Here is a 17,621-nt window from a genome sequence, read left to right on the forward strand (position 1 = left end):
AGTAGACCGTCGCGAACGACCGGAATGGGTCGGAAGCTGACGACCACCCTACCCCCCCGATAACCCGGTCTAATCACCTGCCATGCACCCACTTGGCCAAGTGCGACCACTTCCTCACCAGGACCGATGATAAGGATCAAGGTATCGCAGGGAACCTTGCTGACGGCACCTAAATCACTCTCCATTGAGCCAAGAGCGCCTGGGGACAGTGTGGACGGGACACCACGGCAGGATAAGTGCCACTGCCGCGCGTATCACTGCGCTGAACTGTATAAAAACAGAGTGCAGAATTGCCTCAGGATGCGGCGCCTATCTGTCGTCGAGTGCGAGGTGACGGCGAGCATGATGGCTGCCGTCACGTACGCGGGATGATCAAACCATCCCTAAAGGCTGTTCCGTTCTAGCTTCGACCACGATCCGATTGTCTGTCGAGCAAGGTCTACCACCGCACGCGCACACCCACGTTGGCGGCCCGCTCGCGGAAGTCGCTGCCGTGCAGGCCGTGGCTGGCGGAGAGAACGCCGAACAGGCTCACCCGCGGGTTGAGCTTGGCCTCCACGCCGGCATCGATCCGCGCCGTTGTGCCCAGGTCCTGGTTCGGCAGGGCCAGCGCGTTGCCGTCGGCACCGGGTTCGGCCACCTGCAAGCCGTCCCGGCCCTGACCGAAGGTGTGCTCGACCGCCAGCGTCACCCACGGCTTGATCGTGGCGCCGCTGTCGGTGATGAACGTCTTCTCCGTGCGCAGGCCGGCGCGGGCGGTGTTGACCCAGTGGTTCGTGAACGTCAGCTCGCGGCCGTTGGCGTCGACCTGGTCGTTCCACTCCACCTGGCTGGCGGTCAGCTTCAGCTGCGGCTCCAAGGTCCAGCCGTTGTCCAGCGTGTAGCGCTTGCCGGTTTTCGCGCTCACCGTCACGCCGTTGCCGGTGAGCGATTCGCTGAAGCCGTCCGCCGTCCGCACGCGGGCATGCGGGTTCTGGCCGCTCAGGACCACGTCGACATAGGCGCCGTTGGTCCAGTGCAGGCTGCCGTAGCCGCCGCCGACCGGCGTATCCAGCCGGATGCCGGCTTCGCCGGTACCGGGCAGGCCCGTCGAGTTGGCGCCGGTGGTCCAGTAGTTGCCATGCAGATAGCCCAGGAAGGCGCCGAGCCGCACCATCTGGCCATCGCTTTCGGCCGCGTAGTCCGCACCGACATACAGCCCCACGTCGCTGCCGGAGGCCGCAAAGCCCGGGTTGGCGCCCAGATCCGTGCTGCTGCCGGAGGCGGCCACCCAGACGCCGTGGCAGTCGTCGACCAGGCTGGTCCCGGCGTTCTCGGCCTGCGGCTCGGGCTGGTGTCCGCAGGCTGGTTGCTCGGTGCCGCGGATGCCCGTCAGGCGCTGGTGCACGATGTCGTCTTCCTGCCCGGCCATCAGCGTCGCCAGCGTCGGCAGGACGCCGTAGGCGGGGATTTCGGGCAGCAGGCCGGCCTGCGCATCCAGGTACCAGTTGTGGTCCGCCGCTTGTCCGAAGGTCCAGGGGAACAGGCTGCCGTTCAGGCGTACTGCGCCATCGGTGGTGCTCGCTGGCACAAAGCTGCCGTTCGTCGCCGGGTTGTCGTTCGGGCTGGCGATCACCAGGATCGAAACCTTGCCCGCCCCGCTCAGGTTGCTGCCATCGCTGCCGAAGTCGATGCGGGTGGTGCCGCGCACGTCGCCATCGATGTCCAGGCCGCCCGTGCTCAGCGTGCTCGGCGACACCATCAGCTGCAACGTGCCGTCGTTGCCGGTGTAGTTGCCGTGGATCGCCAGACGATGGACGCCGACGTCGATCAGCCCGGCGTTCTCGACGCTACCGCCGATGCTCGCGCCGGCGTTGGCGACAAGGTGCGAAGTGGCGTCGATCGCCAGCACACCGCCGCCCAAATCGAGCGCCTGGCCCAGGGTCAGCGCGCTACCGTCCAGCAGTTCGACGCGCTCCCAGCTCGTCAGCGTGGGCAAGGTATTGCCGTCCAGGGTCTGCCCGCTGAAGCCGAGCCGGTCGGTCCCGGCGCCACCATCCAGCGCGGTGACTCCGCTCATGTTGCCGCCGATGAAGTCCACGCTATCGTTGCCGGCGCCGAAGGCCAGTGCACCGATCACGGTACCGCGCGAGACGAAGGTGTCGTCGCCCGCGGTGCCGGTATAGCTGCCGGCGACCTGCAGGGTCGCGCCGGCGGCGACGGTCGTGGCCTGTGCGGCGACACTGCCGCCCGCGGTGACGTTCAAGCTGCCGCCGAGCACGTTGACGGTGGTGAAGTCCGAACTCATCGGGCCGTTGACGTTAAGCACGCCGGCGTTGGTCTTGCTCAGCGTCTCGAACTGCTGCACCGCGCCCAGGTCGGCGTGCCCGGCGATGTCGGCGTTGAAGGTGTCGTTGCCCGCCCCGGCCACCACCGTGCCGACGATCGCGGTGTTGTCGTGGATCGTCAGCCTGTCATCGCCGGCCCCGAGCAGCACGCTGCCTGCGCCCGTGTCGAGCGTGCCGGCCACGTCCAGCACATCGTTGCCGTCGCCCAGATCACCCGCGGCCCGCAAGGTTCCTCCTGCGCCCACCGTCACCGTGTTGGTGCCGCCGCTGCCACTGAGCGCGACGCTCGCGCCGCCGGCCGCCTGCACCGTGCCGTCGACCTGGAGCACGGTGTTGTCGCCCATCGCCACGGTCGGCGTGTCCAGCGTGCCGGCCACGCTCAGGGTGCCGCCATTGAGCGTGGTGCCGCCGGTGAAGCTTTGCGTTCCGGTCAGCGTCGCTACGCCGCTGTTGTCCTTCTGCAGGTACTCGAAGTTGATCGTGCGGGTGGCGTCGAACGTCAGCGCGTTGGCGTTGTTCAGCACTACCGTATCGCCAGCACCGTTCGGGCCGCCGCTGATGGTGGCGTTGAGCACCGCGCCGTCATTGAGGGTCAGCGTGTCGTCGCCGCCGCACAGGTCGATCGTGCCGCTGCCCGACACCGTACCGGCCACGGTCATCGTGTCGTTGCTGGCGCCACAGCCGTAGCTGCCGTCGACGTTCAAGGTCGCGCCAGCGGCCACCACGGTGTTGAGCAGGCTGCCGGCGATCGCCACCACGCTGCCGGCCGGGCCGACGTTCAAGGTCCCGCCGAGCACCTGCACTTCCTGCAGATCCGTGGCGACCGGCCCGGTGATGTTGAGCACGCCGGTGCCGGTCTTGGTCACGCCCTCGAAGTTGACCAGCGCGCCCAGGTTGGCGGCCAGGTTGATGTCGTAGACGCGCGTGTCCAGGCCGGCGCCGCCATCGATGGTGCCGTTCACCACGGTGCCGTCGTGCACCACGAAGCTGTCGTCGCCGTCGCCCAGCGCAAACGTGCCGCCGGCGGTATCCAGCGTGCCCGTCACGTCGAGCACATCGCTGCCGGCGCCCAGATCGCCGTTCGCCAGCAGCATGCCGCCCGCGCCCACCGTCACCGTGTTGGCGCCGGCACTGCCGGTGATGGTCGCCGGGTCCACGGGACCGGCGTTGAGGGTGCCATCCACGGCCAACGTGGTGTCGTCGGCCATCGTCACGCTCGGCGTTTCCAACGCCCCGGCCACGGCCAGCGTGCCCCCGGCAAGCGTGGTGCCGCCGCTGTAGCTCTGGTTCCCGGTCAAGGTCGCCGTGCCGGTGTTGGTCTTGCTCAGGAACTCGAAGTTGATGACCGCCCCGGCGCCGAAGCTCAGCGCTGCGGCGTTGTTGAGCACCACGGTATCGCCGGTGCCGTGTGCGCCGCCGTCCAGCGTACCGGTGAAGCCGCTCAGGTCCGCGCCGTCGTTGAGCGTCAGCGTGTCGTCGCCATCGCCGAAGGCGATCGGGCCGCTGCCGCTGATCGCGCCGGCCACCGTCATGGTGTCATCGCCGGCCGAGCCGCTGAAGCTGCCATCCACGTGCAAGGTCGCACCATTGGCCACGGTGGTGGTGACCGCGCCGCTGAGGCTGCCGGCCGGACCGATGTCCAGCGTGCCGCCGTCGACGTTCACCGTGGTGAAGTCCGACAGGGCCGGGCCGGCCACCAGCAAGGTGCCCGTGTTGGTCTTGGTCAAGGTCTCGAAGTTCGTCGCGCCGCCCAGGGTCGCGTTGCCGGCGATGTCCGCGACCACGGTGTCGGTACCCGCGCCGCCATCGATGGCGTTGGCCAGCCCGCTCAGGTCGGCACCGTCCTGCAGGGTGAGCGTGTCGTCACCATCGAGCATGTCGAGCGTACCGGACCCGCTGACGTTGCCCGCCACCAGGAAGCTGTCCGCGCCGGGCGTGAACTGCATCGTGCCGTCCACGACCAGGCTGGCGCCACTGGCCACGCTCGCGCTCTGTACCCCGGTCAGGCTACCGGCCGCGCCGATGTCCAGCGTGCCGCCGTCGACGTTGACAGTAGTGAAGCTCGAAGCCGCCGGGCCCGCGATGTTCAAGGTGCCGATGTTGGTCTTGGTCAGCGTCTCGAAGTTGATCGCGCCGCCCAATGTGGCGCTGCCGGCCAGGTCGGCCACCAGGGTATCGGTACCCGCGCCGCCACTGACCGGCGTGGCCAGCCCGGACAGGTCGGCACCGTCTTGCAGGGTGAAGGTGTCGTTGCCGTCGCCCAGGTCGAGCGTGCCGGTGCCGGTCACGGTGCCGGCCACGGTCAGGGTGTCGTCGCCGCTGGTGAACCCCAGGCCGCCGTCCAGGTTGAGCGTGGCGCCGCTCGCCACGGTGGCGTCCTGCACGCCGCCGATGCCGCCGGCCGGGCCGACGTTCAAGCTGCCGTCCAGCACGTTCACCTCGGCGAAGTCCGACTGTCCGGGACCGTTGACGTTGAGCACGCCCACGCCGGTCTTGGTCAGGACCTCGAAGTTGGTCAACGCACCCAGGTCGGCGCTGGTGTCGATGTCCGGATTGAAGGTATCCACACCCGCACCGCCGTCCACCGTGCCCAGCACCACGGTGCCGTCATGGATGGTGAAAGTGTCGCTGCCATCGCCCAGGGACAGGGTGTTGCCGCCCGTCACCAGGGCACCGGCCACGTCCAGCACGTCGTCGCCCGCACCCAGGTCGCCGCTGGCGACCAGCAGGCCGCCTTGCGCCACGTGGACGGTGTTGACGCCACTGCTACCGCTGATCACCGCATCGGTGCCGCCGCTGGCCTCCAGCAGGCCATCGACGTTGAGCACGGTGTTGTCGGCCATCGCCACGGTCGGCGTGTCCAGCGTGCCGGCTACGGTCAGGGTGCCGCCATTGAGCGCGGTGCCGCCGCTGAAGCTCTGCGTTCCGGTCAGGGTCGCTTCGCCGCTGTTGTCCTTTTGCAGTATTTCGAAGTTGGCGACCTGGCCCCCGTCCAGCGTCAGGGCGCTGGCGTTGTTGAGCACCACGCGGTCGTTGCCCACGTTGCCATCGATCGGATTGGCCAGCCCGCTCAGGTCCGCGCCGTCGTTCAAGGTCAGGGTGTCGTCACCGCCGCACAGGTCGATGCTGCCGCCGCCCGACACCGTGCCGGATACGTCCAGCGTGTCGTTGCCATCACCGCAGCCGAACCCGCCGTCCACGTTCAGGGTCGCGCCGGCGGCGACGATGGTGTCCAGTGAGCTGCCCGCCGTCGCCACCACGCTGGCGCCGACCGCGACGTTCAATGTGCCGCCCAGAACACTGACCTGCTGCAAGTCGGTCGCGCCCGGGCCGTTGATGTTGAGCACGCCGGTGCCGGTCTTGGTCACGCCCTCGAAGTTCACCAGCGTGCCCAGGTTGGCGGTCGTGTTGATGTCGTAGGTGCGCGTGTCCAGGCCCGCGCCGCCATCGATGGTGCCGTTCACCACGGTGCCGTCGTGCACCACGAAATTGTCGTCGCCATCGCCCAGCGCGAACACGCCGCCGCCGGTGTCCAGGGTGCCGCTGATGTCCAGCGTGTCGACCCCGGCGCCCAGGTCGCCCGTCGCCAGCAGCGTCCCGCCCGCGCCCACCGTCACCGTGTTGGCGCCGGCGCTGCCGGTGATGATCGTCGGCGCACCGGCGCCCGCTTGCACCGTCCCGTCCACGTTCAAGGTGGTGGCATCGGCCATCGCGATGGTCGGCGTGTTCAGCGTGCCGGCCACGGCCAGCGTGCCGGCGTTGATCGTGGTGCCGCCGGTGAAGCTCTGCGTGCCCGTAAGCGTGGCGGTGCCGACATTGTCCTTCTGCAGCAATTCGAAGTTGCTCGTATTGCCGGCATCGAAGCTGAGCGCACCTGCATTGTCGAGCACCAGTTTGTCACCAGTACCGGTGCCGCCGCTGATGGTGTTGGCCAGTACCGCACCGTCCTGCAGCGTCAGCGTGTCGTCGCCGCCGCACAGGTCGATGGTGCCGCCGCCCGACACCGTGCCGGCCACGGTCATCGTGTCGTCGCCGGCGCTGCAGCCGTAGCTGCCGTCCACGTTCAGCGTGGCGCCGGTGGCCACGGTGGTGGTCAACGGAATGCCCGGGCTGCCCACCACGCTGCCGCCGGCGGTCACGTCCAGGGTGCCGGCGGCCACGTTCACCGTGTTGAAGTCCGAGCTCAACGGGCCGTTGATGTTCAGCACGCCGGTGCCGGTCTTGCTCAACGTCTCGAAGCCCTGCACCGCACCCAGGTCGGCCACGGTGTCGATATGGGTGTCGAAGGTGTCGTTGCCGGCACCGGCCGATACGGTACCGATGATGTTGGTGCCTTCGTGGATGGTCAGGGTGTCGTCGCCGTCGCCCAGCGCGAATACGCCCATACCGGTATCGAGCGTGCCGGCCACGTCCAGTACGTCGTCGCCGGCGCCCAGGTCGCCGTTGGCCAGCAAGGTTCCGCCCGGTCCCACCGTCACCGTGTTGGCGCCGGCACTGCCGGTGATCACTGCCGCCAAGCCGCTGCCAGCTTGCAGCGAGCCATCGACATTGAGCGTCGTGCCGTCGGCCATGGCCACGGTCGGCGTGGTCAGGCTGCCGGCTATATCCAGGGTGCCGCCGGTGATCGACGTCCCTGCGGTGAAAGTCTGGCTGCCGATCATCCTCGCGATGTCGATGTTCTGCTTGATCAGGCTTTCGAAACCGATCGTCTGGCCGCCGTCGAAGACTAGGCCCGAGGCACTGTCCAGCACCAGGGTGTCGTTGGTACCGGTGCCGGCGTCGACGCCGGCGCCGGTGATGAAGGCGCCGCTCTGCAAGGTCAGGGTATCGTCGCCGTCACCCAGGGCCAGCGTATTGACGCCGGTGTCCAGCTCTCCCGCCAGGGTGACGGTGTCGGCGCCATCGCCGAGGTCGCCGCTGGCGGCCAGCGTGGCGCCGACGGCCACGTTGATCGTATTGGCGCCGGCGCTGCCGGTGACGATCGCGGGACCCGCCAGGCCGTCATCGAGGGTGCCATCCACATTGAGCGTGGTGTCGTCGGCCATGGTGAGGCTGGCCGTCGCCAGCGTGCCGGTCACGTCCAGGGTGCCGCCGTCGATGTGGGTTGCCACGCCGAAGTCGTGGTCGCCGGTCAGCGTCAACGTGCCGGTGTTCTGTTTGGTGAGGATGTCGAACGTGTCGACGGCGCCGCCGTCCAGGGTGTAGCCCAGCGCCGTATCGACTACCAGCGTGTCGGTGCCGCCGCCGCCGGAAGCGTTCACCCCTCCGCCCAGCATCTGCGAGCCATCGTGAAGGACCAGGGTGTCGTCGCCGTTGCCCAGGCCCAGCGTGCCGGCACCTGTGTTCAGGGTACCGCTCAGGTCGACGATGTCGCTGCCGTCGCCCAGGTCGCCGCTGGCCAGCAGCGTGCCACCCGTGCCCACCGTGACGGTCTGGTCGCCGGCGTCGCCGGTAAGGGCCGTCTGCGTGGGTCCGGCCGCCTGCACCGTGCCGTTCACGGTCAGCGCCGAGGTGCCGCTCATGTCGACGGTGGGGGTCTGCAAGGTGCCATCCACCTGCAGCGTGCCGGCGCTGATGGTGGTCGCGCCGATCTGGTTGGTCGCCGAGGTCAGCACGCTGGTGCCGGTGCCGATCTGCGCCAGGGTGCCCGGGCCGCTCAAGGTGCCGCTGAAGGTGAAGATGTCGCTTCGGTTCAACGACAGCGTCGAGGTCGGCGAATCCACGATCACATTGCCGGCGCCGGCGTTGCCGGTGGTGCCGCCGTTGCCGATCATCAGGTTGCCGTCGTTGATGACGGTGTTGCCGGTATACGTGTTGTTGCCGGTCAGCACCCAGGTGCCGCTGTCGTTCTTGGCCAGCGTGGTCTTGCCGGTGCCGTTGTCGCCCATGGCTCCGCCCATGGTGTTGTTGCCGGTATCGATGCCGCCCAGGGCAATGGTGCGCGCGGTGTTGGTGCCAAGCAGGGTCACCCCCCCGGTGTTGGTGAACTGCAACGCGCCGGTGCCGGAGGATTCGATGAAGGTGACGCCGGTGTCCAGGGTGAAGCGGCGGTCGGTGGTGTCGCCGGCACCGGTGTAGCGCAGCGTTGAACCGTTGCCGATCACCAGGTTGGCCGCCGCGTTGGTCGAGGCGCCGATGCTGCTGGCTTGGCCGCCGTTGGCCATCTGGTCGACGCTGAGGATGCCGCCGTTGATCCGGGTCACACCGGTGTAAGTGCTGTTGGCGTTGGTCAGGCGCCAGGTGCCGGTGCCGGTCTTGGTCAGCGAGGTGACGCCGGCACCGCTGTTGTCCAGCTGCGCGGCGAGCAGGTTGTAGCCAGTGTTGGTGCCGGTCAAGGTGAGCGTGCGCGCGGCATTGGCACCGGCCAGGGTGACCGGGGCGGTGGAGGCGAACTCGATAATGCCGCTACCGGACGCATCGAGCGTGCCGCCATTGGCGCCGAGGGTGAACTGCCGGTCGGTACTGTCGCCCGGGCCGGTGTAGCGCAGGGTGCCACCGTTGAGCACCAGGTTGGCGGGAGCCGCGCTGGATGCGCCGATCGCGCTGTTGACGCCGCCGTTTGGCAGGCAGCTGACCGCCAGCACGCCGGCGTTGATCGTCGTCATTCCGCTATAGCTGCTATTGCAGCCGGACAGCGTCTGAGTGCCGGTGCCGTTCTTGACCAGGTTGCCGGTGCCGCTGATCGCGCCCGCGTACGTCTGATTGCCACCGTCCCTGATCGTCAGCGTACCCGTGCCCAAGGCGATGTTTCCGCCCGCGGCGCCGCCGCCGATAAGCATGCCTGCGTTGGCGTTGAAACTGTTCAGGTCCAGCAAGGCGCCGGCGGTGTTGTCCATCCAGAAGGAGTTGGTGCTGCCGAAGGCCGTGTTCGAACCTGCGCGCAGCGTGCCGCCTCTGACGTGGGTGTTGTTGGTGTAGGTGTTGTTGCCGGACAGCACCAGCGTGCCGGCGTCGTCTTTGTACAACTCGCCTCCGCCGACCACCTGGCCGCTGAAGCCGAGCATGGTGCCGTTGACCACATCGATGACGCCATAGCCGGAAAGATTGAACCCGCGATCGATGCTTACGCTGCCGCCGGTATAGTTCAAGTTGCCGTTGGCAAACGTCAGATTGGCCGACGCGCTGCTGGACGCGCCGATGCCGCTGGCCTGGCCGCCGTTGGCCAGGCAATCCACTTGCAAGACGGCAGCCAGGGTGGTGGCGCCGGTGTAGGTGTTGTTGCAGCCGCTGAAGGTTTGGGTGCCGCCGTTGGTGCGCCAGACACCGCCGCTGCCGCTGATCACGCCCGCATAGCTGCCGTTGCCGCTGGCGATGCGCAGGGTGGCCGAGCCGAGCGTGACGTTGCCACCGTTGGCGCCGCCGCCGTTGAGCGGGCCGATGCTGTTGTCGAAATTGTCGAGGTCCAGGGTGACGCCGGCCACATTGGCCAGCGTCATGACGCCAACGCCGCTAAGGGCACCAAACGCCTGGGTCGAGCCGGCACGCAATACGCCCGCATTGACCGTGTTACCGCCCGTATAGGTGTTGGTGCCGGAGAGCACCAGCGTGCCGGCGCCGTTCTTGGTCAGTCTACGGTTCCCCCCCGCCTGCTGCACGACGGTGCCGCTGACGGTCAGGGTGGTCGCCGCGTTGCTCACGTCGACGGTGCCGCTGTTCGCGCCCAGGGTGAAACCGCGGTTGGTGCTGGCGGTGGCACCGGTGTACTGCAGGCCGCCGCCGTCCAGCACCAGGTTGGCCGACGCCGCCGACGACGCACCGATGCCGCTGACCTGGCCGCCATTGGCCAGGGTGTTCACCGACAGCAGGCCACCGGTCACCGTGGTGATGCCGGTGTAGTCGTTCGCGCCGTTGGCCAGGGTGAGCGTGCCTGCGCCGCTCTTGGTGAACGTGGCACCGTCCGGGCTGGTGACCAGGCCGGTGAAGGTGAGATTGGCGCCGGCATTGGTCACTGCAATGCCACTGCCCAGGATGGCGCCGGACTTGGCGAAGGTGAAGCCGCGGTCGCTGGTCGTGGTGGCGCCGGTGTAGCTCAGCGTGGCGCCCTCCAGCGACAGGTTGGACGGATCGGCGGCGGATGCGCCGATGCTGCTGGCCACGCCGCCATTGTTGATGGTGTTCACCGACAGCGTGCCCTGCACCACCTGGGTGGCGCCGGTATAGCTGTTGTTGGCATTGGTCAGGGTGACCAGGCCGGTGCCGGCCTTGACGAAACCCATGGGGGTGCCGTTGTCCACGATCTGCGAGGCGATGGTGAAGTTGCCGGTACTGTTCTGCTGGATGCCCAGGTCGCCGCCATTGGCGCCGGTCAGCATGCCGCCGGTGATCACCTGGTTGGTGTTCAGCACCGTTGGCGCCACGATGATCGCGCCGTCCACGCCCAGGGTCTGGCCGGGGCTCACCGTCACCGTGGTGGACTTGGCGACCGTATACCGCAAGCCGCCCAGTTGCTTGGTGCCGGTCACCGTGCCGAAGAAGCCGGTGGCGTCGGTGATGTACTCGTTGTCCAGCCAGTTGGCCGCGTTGTCCTTGTTGGTGTAGTCGGCTGCGGTGAAGGCGGTGATGTTGCCGCCCACCACCTTGGCGTAGTCCTTGCCGTTGACCGTGGCCCAGCCGCCCAGCGCGGTATTGGTGGTGGTGATGTTGCCGCTGGCCGGCAGGTTGAAGTTCATCAGCCCGCCGGTGCGGGTGATCGCGCCCAGGTTGACGGTCAGGTTGCCGCCACTGCCGGATGTGGCGCTGATGGTGTTGTTGCTGCCGGTGATGTTGAGGCCATTGAAGGTCTGGGTATTGCTCTCGCCCGCCGCGCCGAGCACGTTGAGCACGCCGCCGCTCATGTTGAGCGTGGAAGCACTGGCAATGATGCTGCTGGTCGGCCCGCCGGCAGGGCGGAAGTCCAGGTTGAGGGTGCCGCCGCCGATGGAGGTGGCGCCGGTATAGGTGCTGGCGCCGGTTAAGGTCTGCGTGCTGGCGCCCAGCTTGGTCAGGCCGCCGCTGCCGGTGATGCTGCCGGCATAGGTCGCCGTGGTACCCGCTGCCGCCTGCAAGGTGAGGTTGGCGGTGCCCAGGTCCACCGTGCCGCCCGTGCCGGTGAGCGTGCTGAAGGTCTGGTCGAAATCGTTGAAGTCCAGCGTCCCGCCGTTGACCTGTGCGGTAGTGGACCCACCGAAGGCGCTTGCGGTACCGGCGCGAAGTACGCCGCTGTCGACGATGGTGCTGCCGGTATAGGTATTGGTGCCGGTCAACGTCCAGGTGGCGCTGCCCGCGCTGCGCAGGTTGCCTGCACCGGAAATGACGCCGGAGATGATGTTGTCGGCGCCGGTAAAACTGCCGCCGAGGGTGGCGGTGCCGCCGATGGCCACCGTCCCGCTCAGCGCCAATGCCCCCGCGCCATTGCTGTCGAGCGAACCGTTGGAGATGGTCCAGTTCTTGGTGGTCGACTCTCCTGCGCCGACATAGGAGAGGTTGCCGCCGACGGAGATCGCACCGGTCCCCAGGGATCCGGCGACGCCGGCATCGGAGATCAGCGACGCCTCGACCGTGCCAGCACCGCCGATACTTGCCACACCGGAGAACGTATTGGCGCTACCCAGCCTGATCGTGTAGCCGCTGTTGGCACTGAACGCAGCGGTGCGACCGGAATTGCTGCTGATCACACCCAGCAGATCCATGTCCGCCGACGCGGCGATGAAGCCGAAGGATCGCGAGCCGCCAGTGGCGGCCATGTCCCCGGTCAGCGTCAGCGTTCCGCTGCCGTTGTTGTACAAGTAGGCCGCTCCGCCATAGTTGCCCGGCCTGAATTGCCAGTTGCGGTTGGAACTGTCGCCGGTGCCGGTGTAGTTAAGGGCTGATATACCGAGAGCCTGGCCCCCACCCGGCCCGATCAGGATGGTGCCGTTGGCCACGGTGGTGGGCGCGCCGAGCGCGCTGGCCACACCCAGATCCGCGATCGAACTGAAGGAATTGGAACTGCCGCTCCAACCCGGCAAGGTCGTGAATTGGGTTTGTCCCTGATAGTTGTTCGCGTCATTGGTGAGCGCGATGCCGTCCCCCACGTTCATGCCGCCGGCACCCGTGTAGAACAGGCCGCCGAGTGAGCTACCCCTGATATTGCCGATACCGCTCACGAGATTGACAGTGCGGCTTGCCGAAATCGTGCCGCTCGCAGTTATCGTTTGCCCGCCACTCAGATTGATCCCGTTGCCAATATTGCCCAGGGCTGCGTCGCCAATTGCTCCTATGCTGAGGTTGCCGCCGGTAACGTTGATGTCGCCGGTGAAGCTGTTGGCGGCGTTCAGCGTCAGCGTTCCGCCGTTGATGTCGATGCCGCCGCCGAAGGTATTGCTGCCGGTCAGCGTCAGTGCGCCTGCGCCGGCCTTGATCAACCCGCTGGTGCTGGTGATCGGCGATGCGATGGTCGAGGTGCCCGTTGTCACCGAAAGCGTCGGACTGGTGCCGCCCAGCGTCAAGCTGCCCCCGGTGAGGGTATAGCCATTGGTCTGGAAGGTAATGTTGTGGACGGTGATCGGACCGCCCAGGGTCACCGTGCCGGCGGTGCTGCCGAAGAAAGCGTCATCCAGCGCGGCGTTGTTCCAGGCACTGTAGGGGCCGCTGACGCCGTCGTTGTTCGGGCTCCAGAATGCGCCGCTCGTGTCCCAAGTGCCGGTACCGCCGTAGCCGACCGCCGTATTGTTGGGATCCCAATAGCGGGTAGCGGCCTGCGCCGGCGCGTACAGCGCCATCAGCGCGGCGAGGATGCTCAGCCGCAGCGGCCATGACCGCGCCAACCCCGCGGATTCGATGGCCTGGCAACTGGCCACATCCCCGCAAGCCCGCCGCTGGTCGACCTCGCGGCTACCTTTGCCCCGGCGCGTGGCCAGCTCGGATGCGACCACCCAGGTATGCAGCGCCCTGGACCAGATGACACGAAAAATGCGGTTCATATGTCTCCCCTTCCCCTGTGGCCCGGCAATCATCCGGGCGTCCCTGACAGTGATGCCGGCGCGCGCAATGACGCGTGCACCGCAACGAACATCTCATGGCATTCCAAAACGTTTCGCGCAAGCGAATCCCTGTCGGTAGCGTCACGCTCAGCGCGTTCGACAGTCGCTAGTTGATCCGCAGCCCCTTAGTTCTCCGATGAAACGACAATCCAGCTACTCGGTGAGTCAGTTGCACCACACCTGCGCACCAACAGCGACCGCGGCGTTCTGCACGCCGCGATCGCTGTTGGTCGCGTGATAGATGAGGCGTGGAACGAGGCTGACCTCGCAGACGTCACCGGGTAGCGCGGCCAATGCCGGGTACGCGGGATTTCCTTCGTCAAGCGTAGATGCCATCGCTCGTTCCTTTGAGGAAGGAACCCGTCCGTGGCCTACAGCGGAAGAAGGCCGGAGGGTTTGGATGCAGATTAGTCGCAGTTCCCGCGGGAAGCTAGCCTTTGATTAGGGGGGGGGGTAAGCCCAGCTCAAATGCCCTGTCCCTGGCGTGACGCATGCCACCAGTCCCGAAATCTGCTCGCACTGGCGCTTGCCTGTTTATTGCAAGGATCGGAGGTTCACTCGCACTCGCAGAAGACCTGTTCTGGGGCAAGGCGGTGGTGCCTTCAGTGTGAGCCACAGCCGGCTGATCGGGCTACAGGTACGCTCCTTCATTTAGGGACTTACACGACAGTCACGCCGTGGATGTTCGCCCGCGCGTTGAGCCAGAACGCATCGTTCTCGAAGCGCCGGAAGATATCCGGCGGCAACACCGTCGTGCGTTCGGGTGCGACCACCTTCCTGCCAACCGCATGCAAGCCCGGCATGCCGGTGCGCTCGTCGAATTCGCCGGCATCGAAATGCACGTTGTCGAAATCGTGCGGGAACGGCGACTCCCCGATGAAATCGTAGACCGCCGCCATGGCCATGGCGGGATCGCGCACCAGCGTTTCGTACTGCAGCAGCATCAGGTGATGCGCATGCCTGCCGTAGAACGCGTCCTTCAATGCGTTGTAGGAGTAGCCCACGATGCCCTCGCCGAAGGCGACCCCTTCGGCCCGGTTATAGACCGTGCTCCCGGTCTGGAAATTGAACATGAAAGATGGACGCAAGGCATTCCTCTGGACTGCCCGCTCCAGGCTGTCGACGATCCATGACACGTGGCGCACGCATGCAATGATCTTGAAGTCCGGGAAGACTTCACTCAGTACCGACAGCCTCGAACACCATTTTCGGCTTGTATCGAAGATGACGCCGGCCGCGAACTCCGCGCCGTAATAGCTCGCGAAAAGAGCGTGCAGCACGCGCTGGCGCTGCTCGTCGGTGATGAAGGCAGCAAGCTCGTTTCGATCGCTCATCTCGCCCAACATGGCGTCGACCATGCCTGCGAGCGGACTGCTCATATGCGCGTGAAACCGGGGATTTTGCCGCAACAGAGCCGCCAACAGAGTGGATCCTGACCTGGGCAAGCCTGAAATGAAATGAACCGGTTGCATTACTTCCCCTTTCTGGCCGATTGTACGGAAAGTCAATGTAGTTGGTAATCGTGCGTGGTGTGCGTCTCCACTTTGCCGAGCTTTTTGTAAGGGCACGCAAGCCTTGGCTACCTCGTCAATCGACTGGCTGGCCCTACCCATGTGGCGAAGGAAGTCCGGTTCGTAAAAGTCGACGCACATCTCATACCTTCGATCGAGGTCGTGCATGCGCGTCAGCTGATGAGCGCGTCAGCGCCTTCTCAGTTTCAGGTCAGATCGCCCGCATTGAACCAGGAGTGACTTGAAGGGCATGTGCGTCATGGTGAGCCCGAGTTTTCCGGTTCGACGAACGGTGCACGGGCGACCTGAGGTTTACGTCCCGAATCCTCAGCTAGCGCGCGGCGGCCCAGTTCACTCAATTTCCAGCATTGGCTAACGGTGGCATAGATCAAGCCCCGCTCAACCAAAGGCGCAAAAAGAACATTGTTTTCCGGTGTCCGCTGGATGAGTGCGGACTCGGCGAATAGGTGCAGCAATGGCAGATAGCTCTGAGTCATCGGTCACCACCTGAAGCTGAGATCGGATCTGCTGGGTTCCGCTGTCAACCATGCATAAAAAGCCGTGAACGTGACAGAAATCACGTTACAAGAAATCCGTAGAAGACGAAAATGTGAACAGATTCACTCTGTAGCTAACGCCGCCGTGAGGCGCCTTTTCCCGCAGTTTCCCCCGGCCCAGATGGACCAGCCCGCTTCGGCGGGTTTTTTATCGACTGTTGTCCTTGGCGCTATTCCCAAAGCCGTGCTGAGAAGCGATGTACGACGGCCAAGAGGACGCCAACATGATCAAGGAGAACCAGATCGAATATCCACTGAAGACATGGATAGAAGGCCACTACGTCCGCGATCGAGGCAAGCCACAAGAGCCTTGCCCATATCGGCACGGCTCCGCGATGGCTCTTGCTTGGCATGGGGGTTGGTGGCACCGCGAGCAATCGAAGCCGACCAAGAAGTCCCAAGACGAAATACGCGACTAACCTTCGGCATCGATTCAGCGACGTCCACGTAATGCAGGTGTCACCAGACGGGCCATGTTGCCCGAAGTTGCTTGCCTCCATTCTTAGCGTCGTTCGAGCGACGTCCCCCCGCTTTGAGTAGCGGGACGGTTTAGAGTCCAGGGTCACTTTAACTGCTTCGCATAGGCGGCGGGTGTCAGCCCGCCCAGCGCCTTCTTCGGTCGCTCCTCGTTGTATTCCTGCCGCCAACGCTCGATCTCGGCGCGTGCATGCAGCAGGGTGGGAAACCAATGCTCGTTGAGGCATTCGTCGCGCAGGCGACCGTTGAACGATTCGATGTACGCGTTCTGGTTCGGCTTGCCCGGTTCGATCAGGCGCAGCTGCACGCCACGCTCGTGCGCCCAGGTCACCATCGCCTTGCCGCAGAACTCCTTGCCGTTATCGCTTCGGATCACCTTCGGCAGACCACGACTGAGCGCCAGGCGATCCATCACCCGTGTCACGCCGACGCCGGAGATCGCCCGTTCGACTTCGATGACGACTGCTTCATGGGTGGCGTCATCGACGACCGTCAGGCACTTCAGAACGCGGCCTTCGGCCGTGCGATCAAACACGAAGTCCATCGACCAGACCTCATTGGCTGCCCTCGGGCGAGCCAGCGGCTGGCGTTCGGCAACGGGCACCTTCTTTCGCTTGCGGCGTCGCACCTGCAGCCGGGCTTCCTGATACAGCCGTTCCACGCGTTTGTAGTTCACCAGCAGCCCCGCTTGCCGCAGCTTCAGATGGATCATTCCCACGCCATAGCGTTTGTACCGCTGCGCAAGGGCCACAATCCGTTGCCGGAGCTCCCCGTTGCGATCCGGGCGCGTCGCGTAGCGATACGCGCTGGCGCTCATGCCGGCGACCGCCAGCGCACCTCGCTCGCTCAATCCCTGGTCGACCATCTGGCGCACCAGCTCGCGTCGAGCCGGTGCGCTCACCACTTTTTTCGCAGGGCGTCCTTGATCACCTCGTTCTCGAGCACCTGCTCGGCCAGCAGCTTCTTCAGCCGACCGTTCTCCGTCTCCAGCTCCTTCAGGCGCTTGGCGTCGGGGACACTCATCCCGCCGAACTTGCTGCGCCACAGGTAGTACGAGGCCTCGCTGAAGCCGTGCTTGCGGCACAGCTCCTTCACCGGCATGCCGGCTTCCGCCTCACGCAGGAAGCCGATGATCTGTTCTTCGGTAAACCGCTTCTTCACGTCCAATCTCCTTCAGGTGGGGGATTGGACTCCAAACCACGGTGCTACTCAAAACCGGGGGGACGTCGCGAGGTCCTCAAAGAGGAGCTTTTGGGATCGAAAGCCGTGCCACCCTACCCCCGATAACGCACCCTAATCACCGACAGTCATAGGATCGTGACTCAAAGCCAGCTTCGAGACGCTGCCGATGTCTCAGGATGCCGGTGGTGAGCGACAGCCTTGGCTCCTCAGGTTCCGTAGAACTGGATACCGTGATGGCATAGCTCGGGGAGCGGCTCGTCGGGAAGAACGCACGTCATCGTAACGGGAAGCGCCAACGGCGGTGACACGGAGGTCAGCTCCAGCGTCGTGAGCTGCACCATACGTTCGTTGTTTCCCTTGGCCACCACCAAGGTGAGCAACAAGAAAACGTCTGAGGGTTCTACCCCGTTTCCACGGACGGTTTGATTAAGGCTGAAAACTCCCGGTCGCGCCGAGCAACTCTACGACGCATGCGCGGGTTGTGGAACCGCTCAAGGTAATCGAACAGATCGGCCCGCGCCTCGTCGCGAGTCCGGTACAAGCGAAGGAGCACCCGCGCTCGTTTGA

General features: G+C 65.8%; 6 protein-coding genes and 1 pseudogene. 1 reads left to right on the forward strand and 6 read right to left on the reverse strand.

Going from position 1 to position 17,621, the window contains the following annotated elements:
* Nucleotides 1-439 precede the first annotated feature (439 nt).
* From B1991_RS15815 to B1991_RS15825, 4 genes are all read right to left on the reverse strand, one after another.
* A complete protein-coding gene (locus B1991_RS15815; protein WP_168709683.1) occupies nt 440-13,267 on the reverse strand; it encodes an autotransporter-associated beta strand repeat-containing protein in 12,828 nt (4,275 codons plus the stop codon).
* Nucleotides 13,268-13,492: 225 nt separating this feature from the next.
* A complete protein-coding gene (locus B1991_RS18790) occupies nt 13,493-13,663 on the reverse strand; it encodes a hypothetical protein (protein WP_168709684.1) in 171 nt (56 codons plus the stop codon).
* Between the two features lie 323 nt (nt 13,664-13,986).
* On the reverse strand, nt 13,987-14,799 hold the full coding sequence (locus tag B1991_RS15820; protein WP_136259645.1) for a sulfotransferase family protein: 813 nt from the start codon (nt 14,797-14,799) through the stop codon (nt 13,987-13,989).
* 296 nt (nt 14,800-15,095) lie between these two features.
* On the reverse strand, nt 15,096-15,335 hold the full coding sequence (locus B1991_RS15825; protein WP_136259646.1) for a hypothetical protein: 240 nt from the start codon (nt 15,333-15,335) through the stop codon (nt 15,096-15,098).
* Between the two features lie 284 nt (nt 15,336-15,619).
* Here B1991_RS15825 and B1991_RS19195 point away from each other — a divergent pair, with 284 nt between their 5' ends.
* On the forward strand, nt 15,620-15,814 hold the full coding sequence (locus tag B1991_RS19195; protein ID WP_136259647.1) for a ribosome modulation factor: 195 nt from the start codon (nt 15,620-15,622) through the stop codon (nt 15,812-15,814).
* A 143-nt stretch (nt 15,815-15,957) separates the two neighbouring features.
* Here B1991_RS19195 and B1991_RS15835 read toward each other — a convergent pair.
* Together B1991_RS15835 and B1991_RS15840 are read right to left on the reverse strand one after the other, a co-directional pair.
* Nucleotides 15,958-16,973, reverse strand: a protein-coding gene (locus B1991_RS15835; protein ID WP_425466705.1) for an IS3 family transposase whose coding sequence is annotated in 2 segments (ribosomal slippage) — nt 15,958-16,775 and nt 16,775-16,973 — 1,017 coding nt in all. Because the reading frame shifts where the segments join, the coding sequence is not laid out codon by codon here.
* A gap of 481 nt (nt 16,974-17,454) precedes the next feature.
* Nucleotides 17,455-17,621: pseudogene (locus B1991_RS15840) on the reverse strand (IS3 family transposase); the annotation flags it as partial.

The sequence above is a fragment of the Rhodanobacter lindaniclasticus genome (genome assembly GCF_004799035.1).
Classification (GTDB): Bacteria; Pseudomonadota; Gammaproteobacteria; order Xanthomonadales; family Rhodanobacteraceae; genus Rhodanobacter; species Rhodanobacter lindaniclasticus.

Excerpts from the sequence above, each read along its gene's own strand:
- B1991_RS15820 (WP_136259645.1), bottom strand. The coding sequence starts at position 14,799 with ATGCAACCGGTTCATTTCATTTCAGGCTTGCCCAGGTCAGGATCCACT.
- B1991_RS18790 (WP_168709684.1), bottom strand. The coding sequence starts at position 13,663 with ATGGCATCTACGCTTGACGAAGGAAATCCCGCGTACCCGGCATTGGCC.
- B1991_RS19195 (WP_136259647.1), top strand. The coding sequence starts at position 15,620 with ATGATCAAGGAGAACCAGATCGAATATCCACTGAAGACATGGATAGAA.
- B1991_RS15815 (WP_168709683.1), bottom strand. The coding sequence starts at position 13,267 with ATGAACCGCATTTTTCGTGTCATCTGGTCCAGGGCGCTGCATACCTGG.
- B1991_RS15825 (WP_136259646.1), bottom strand. The coding sequence starts at position 15,335 with ATGACTCAGAGCTATCTGCCATTGCTGCACCTATTCGCCGAGTCCGCA.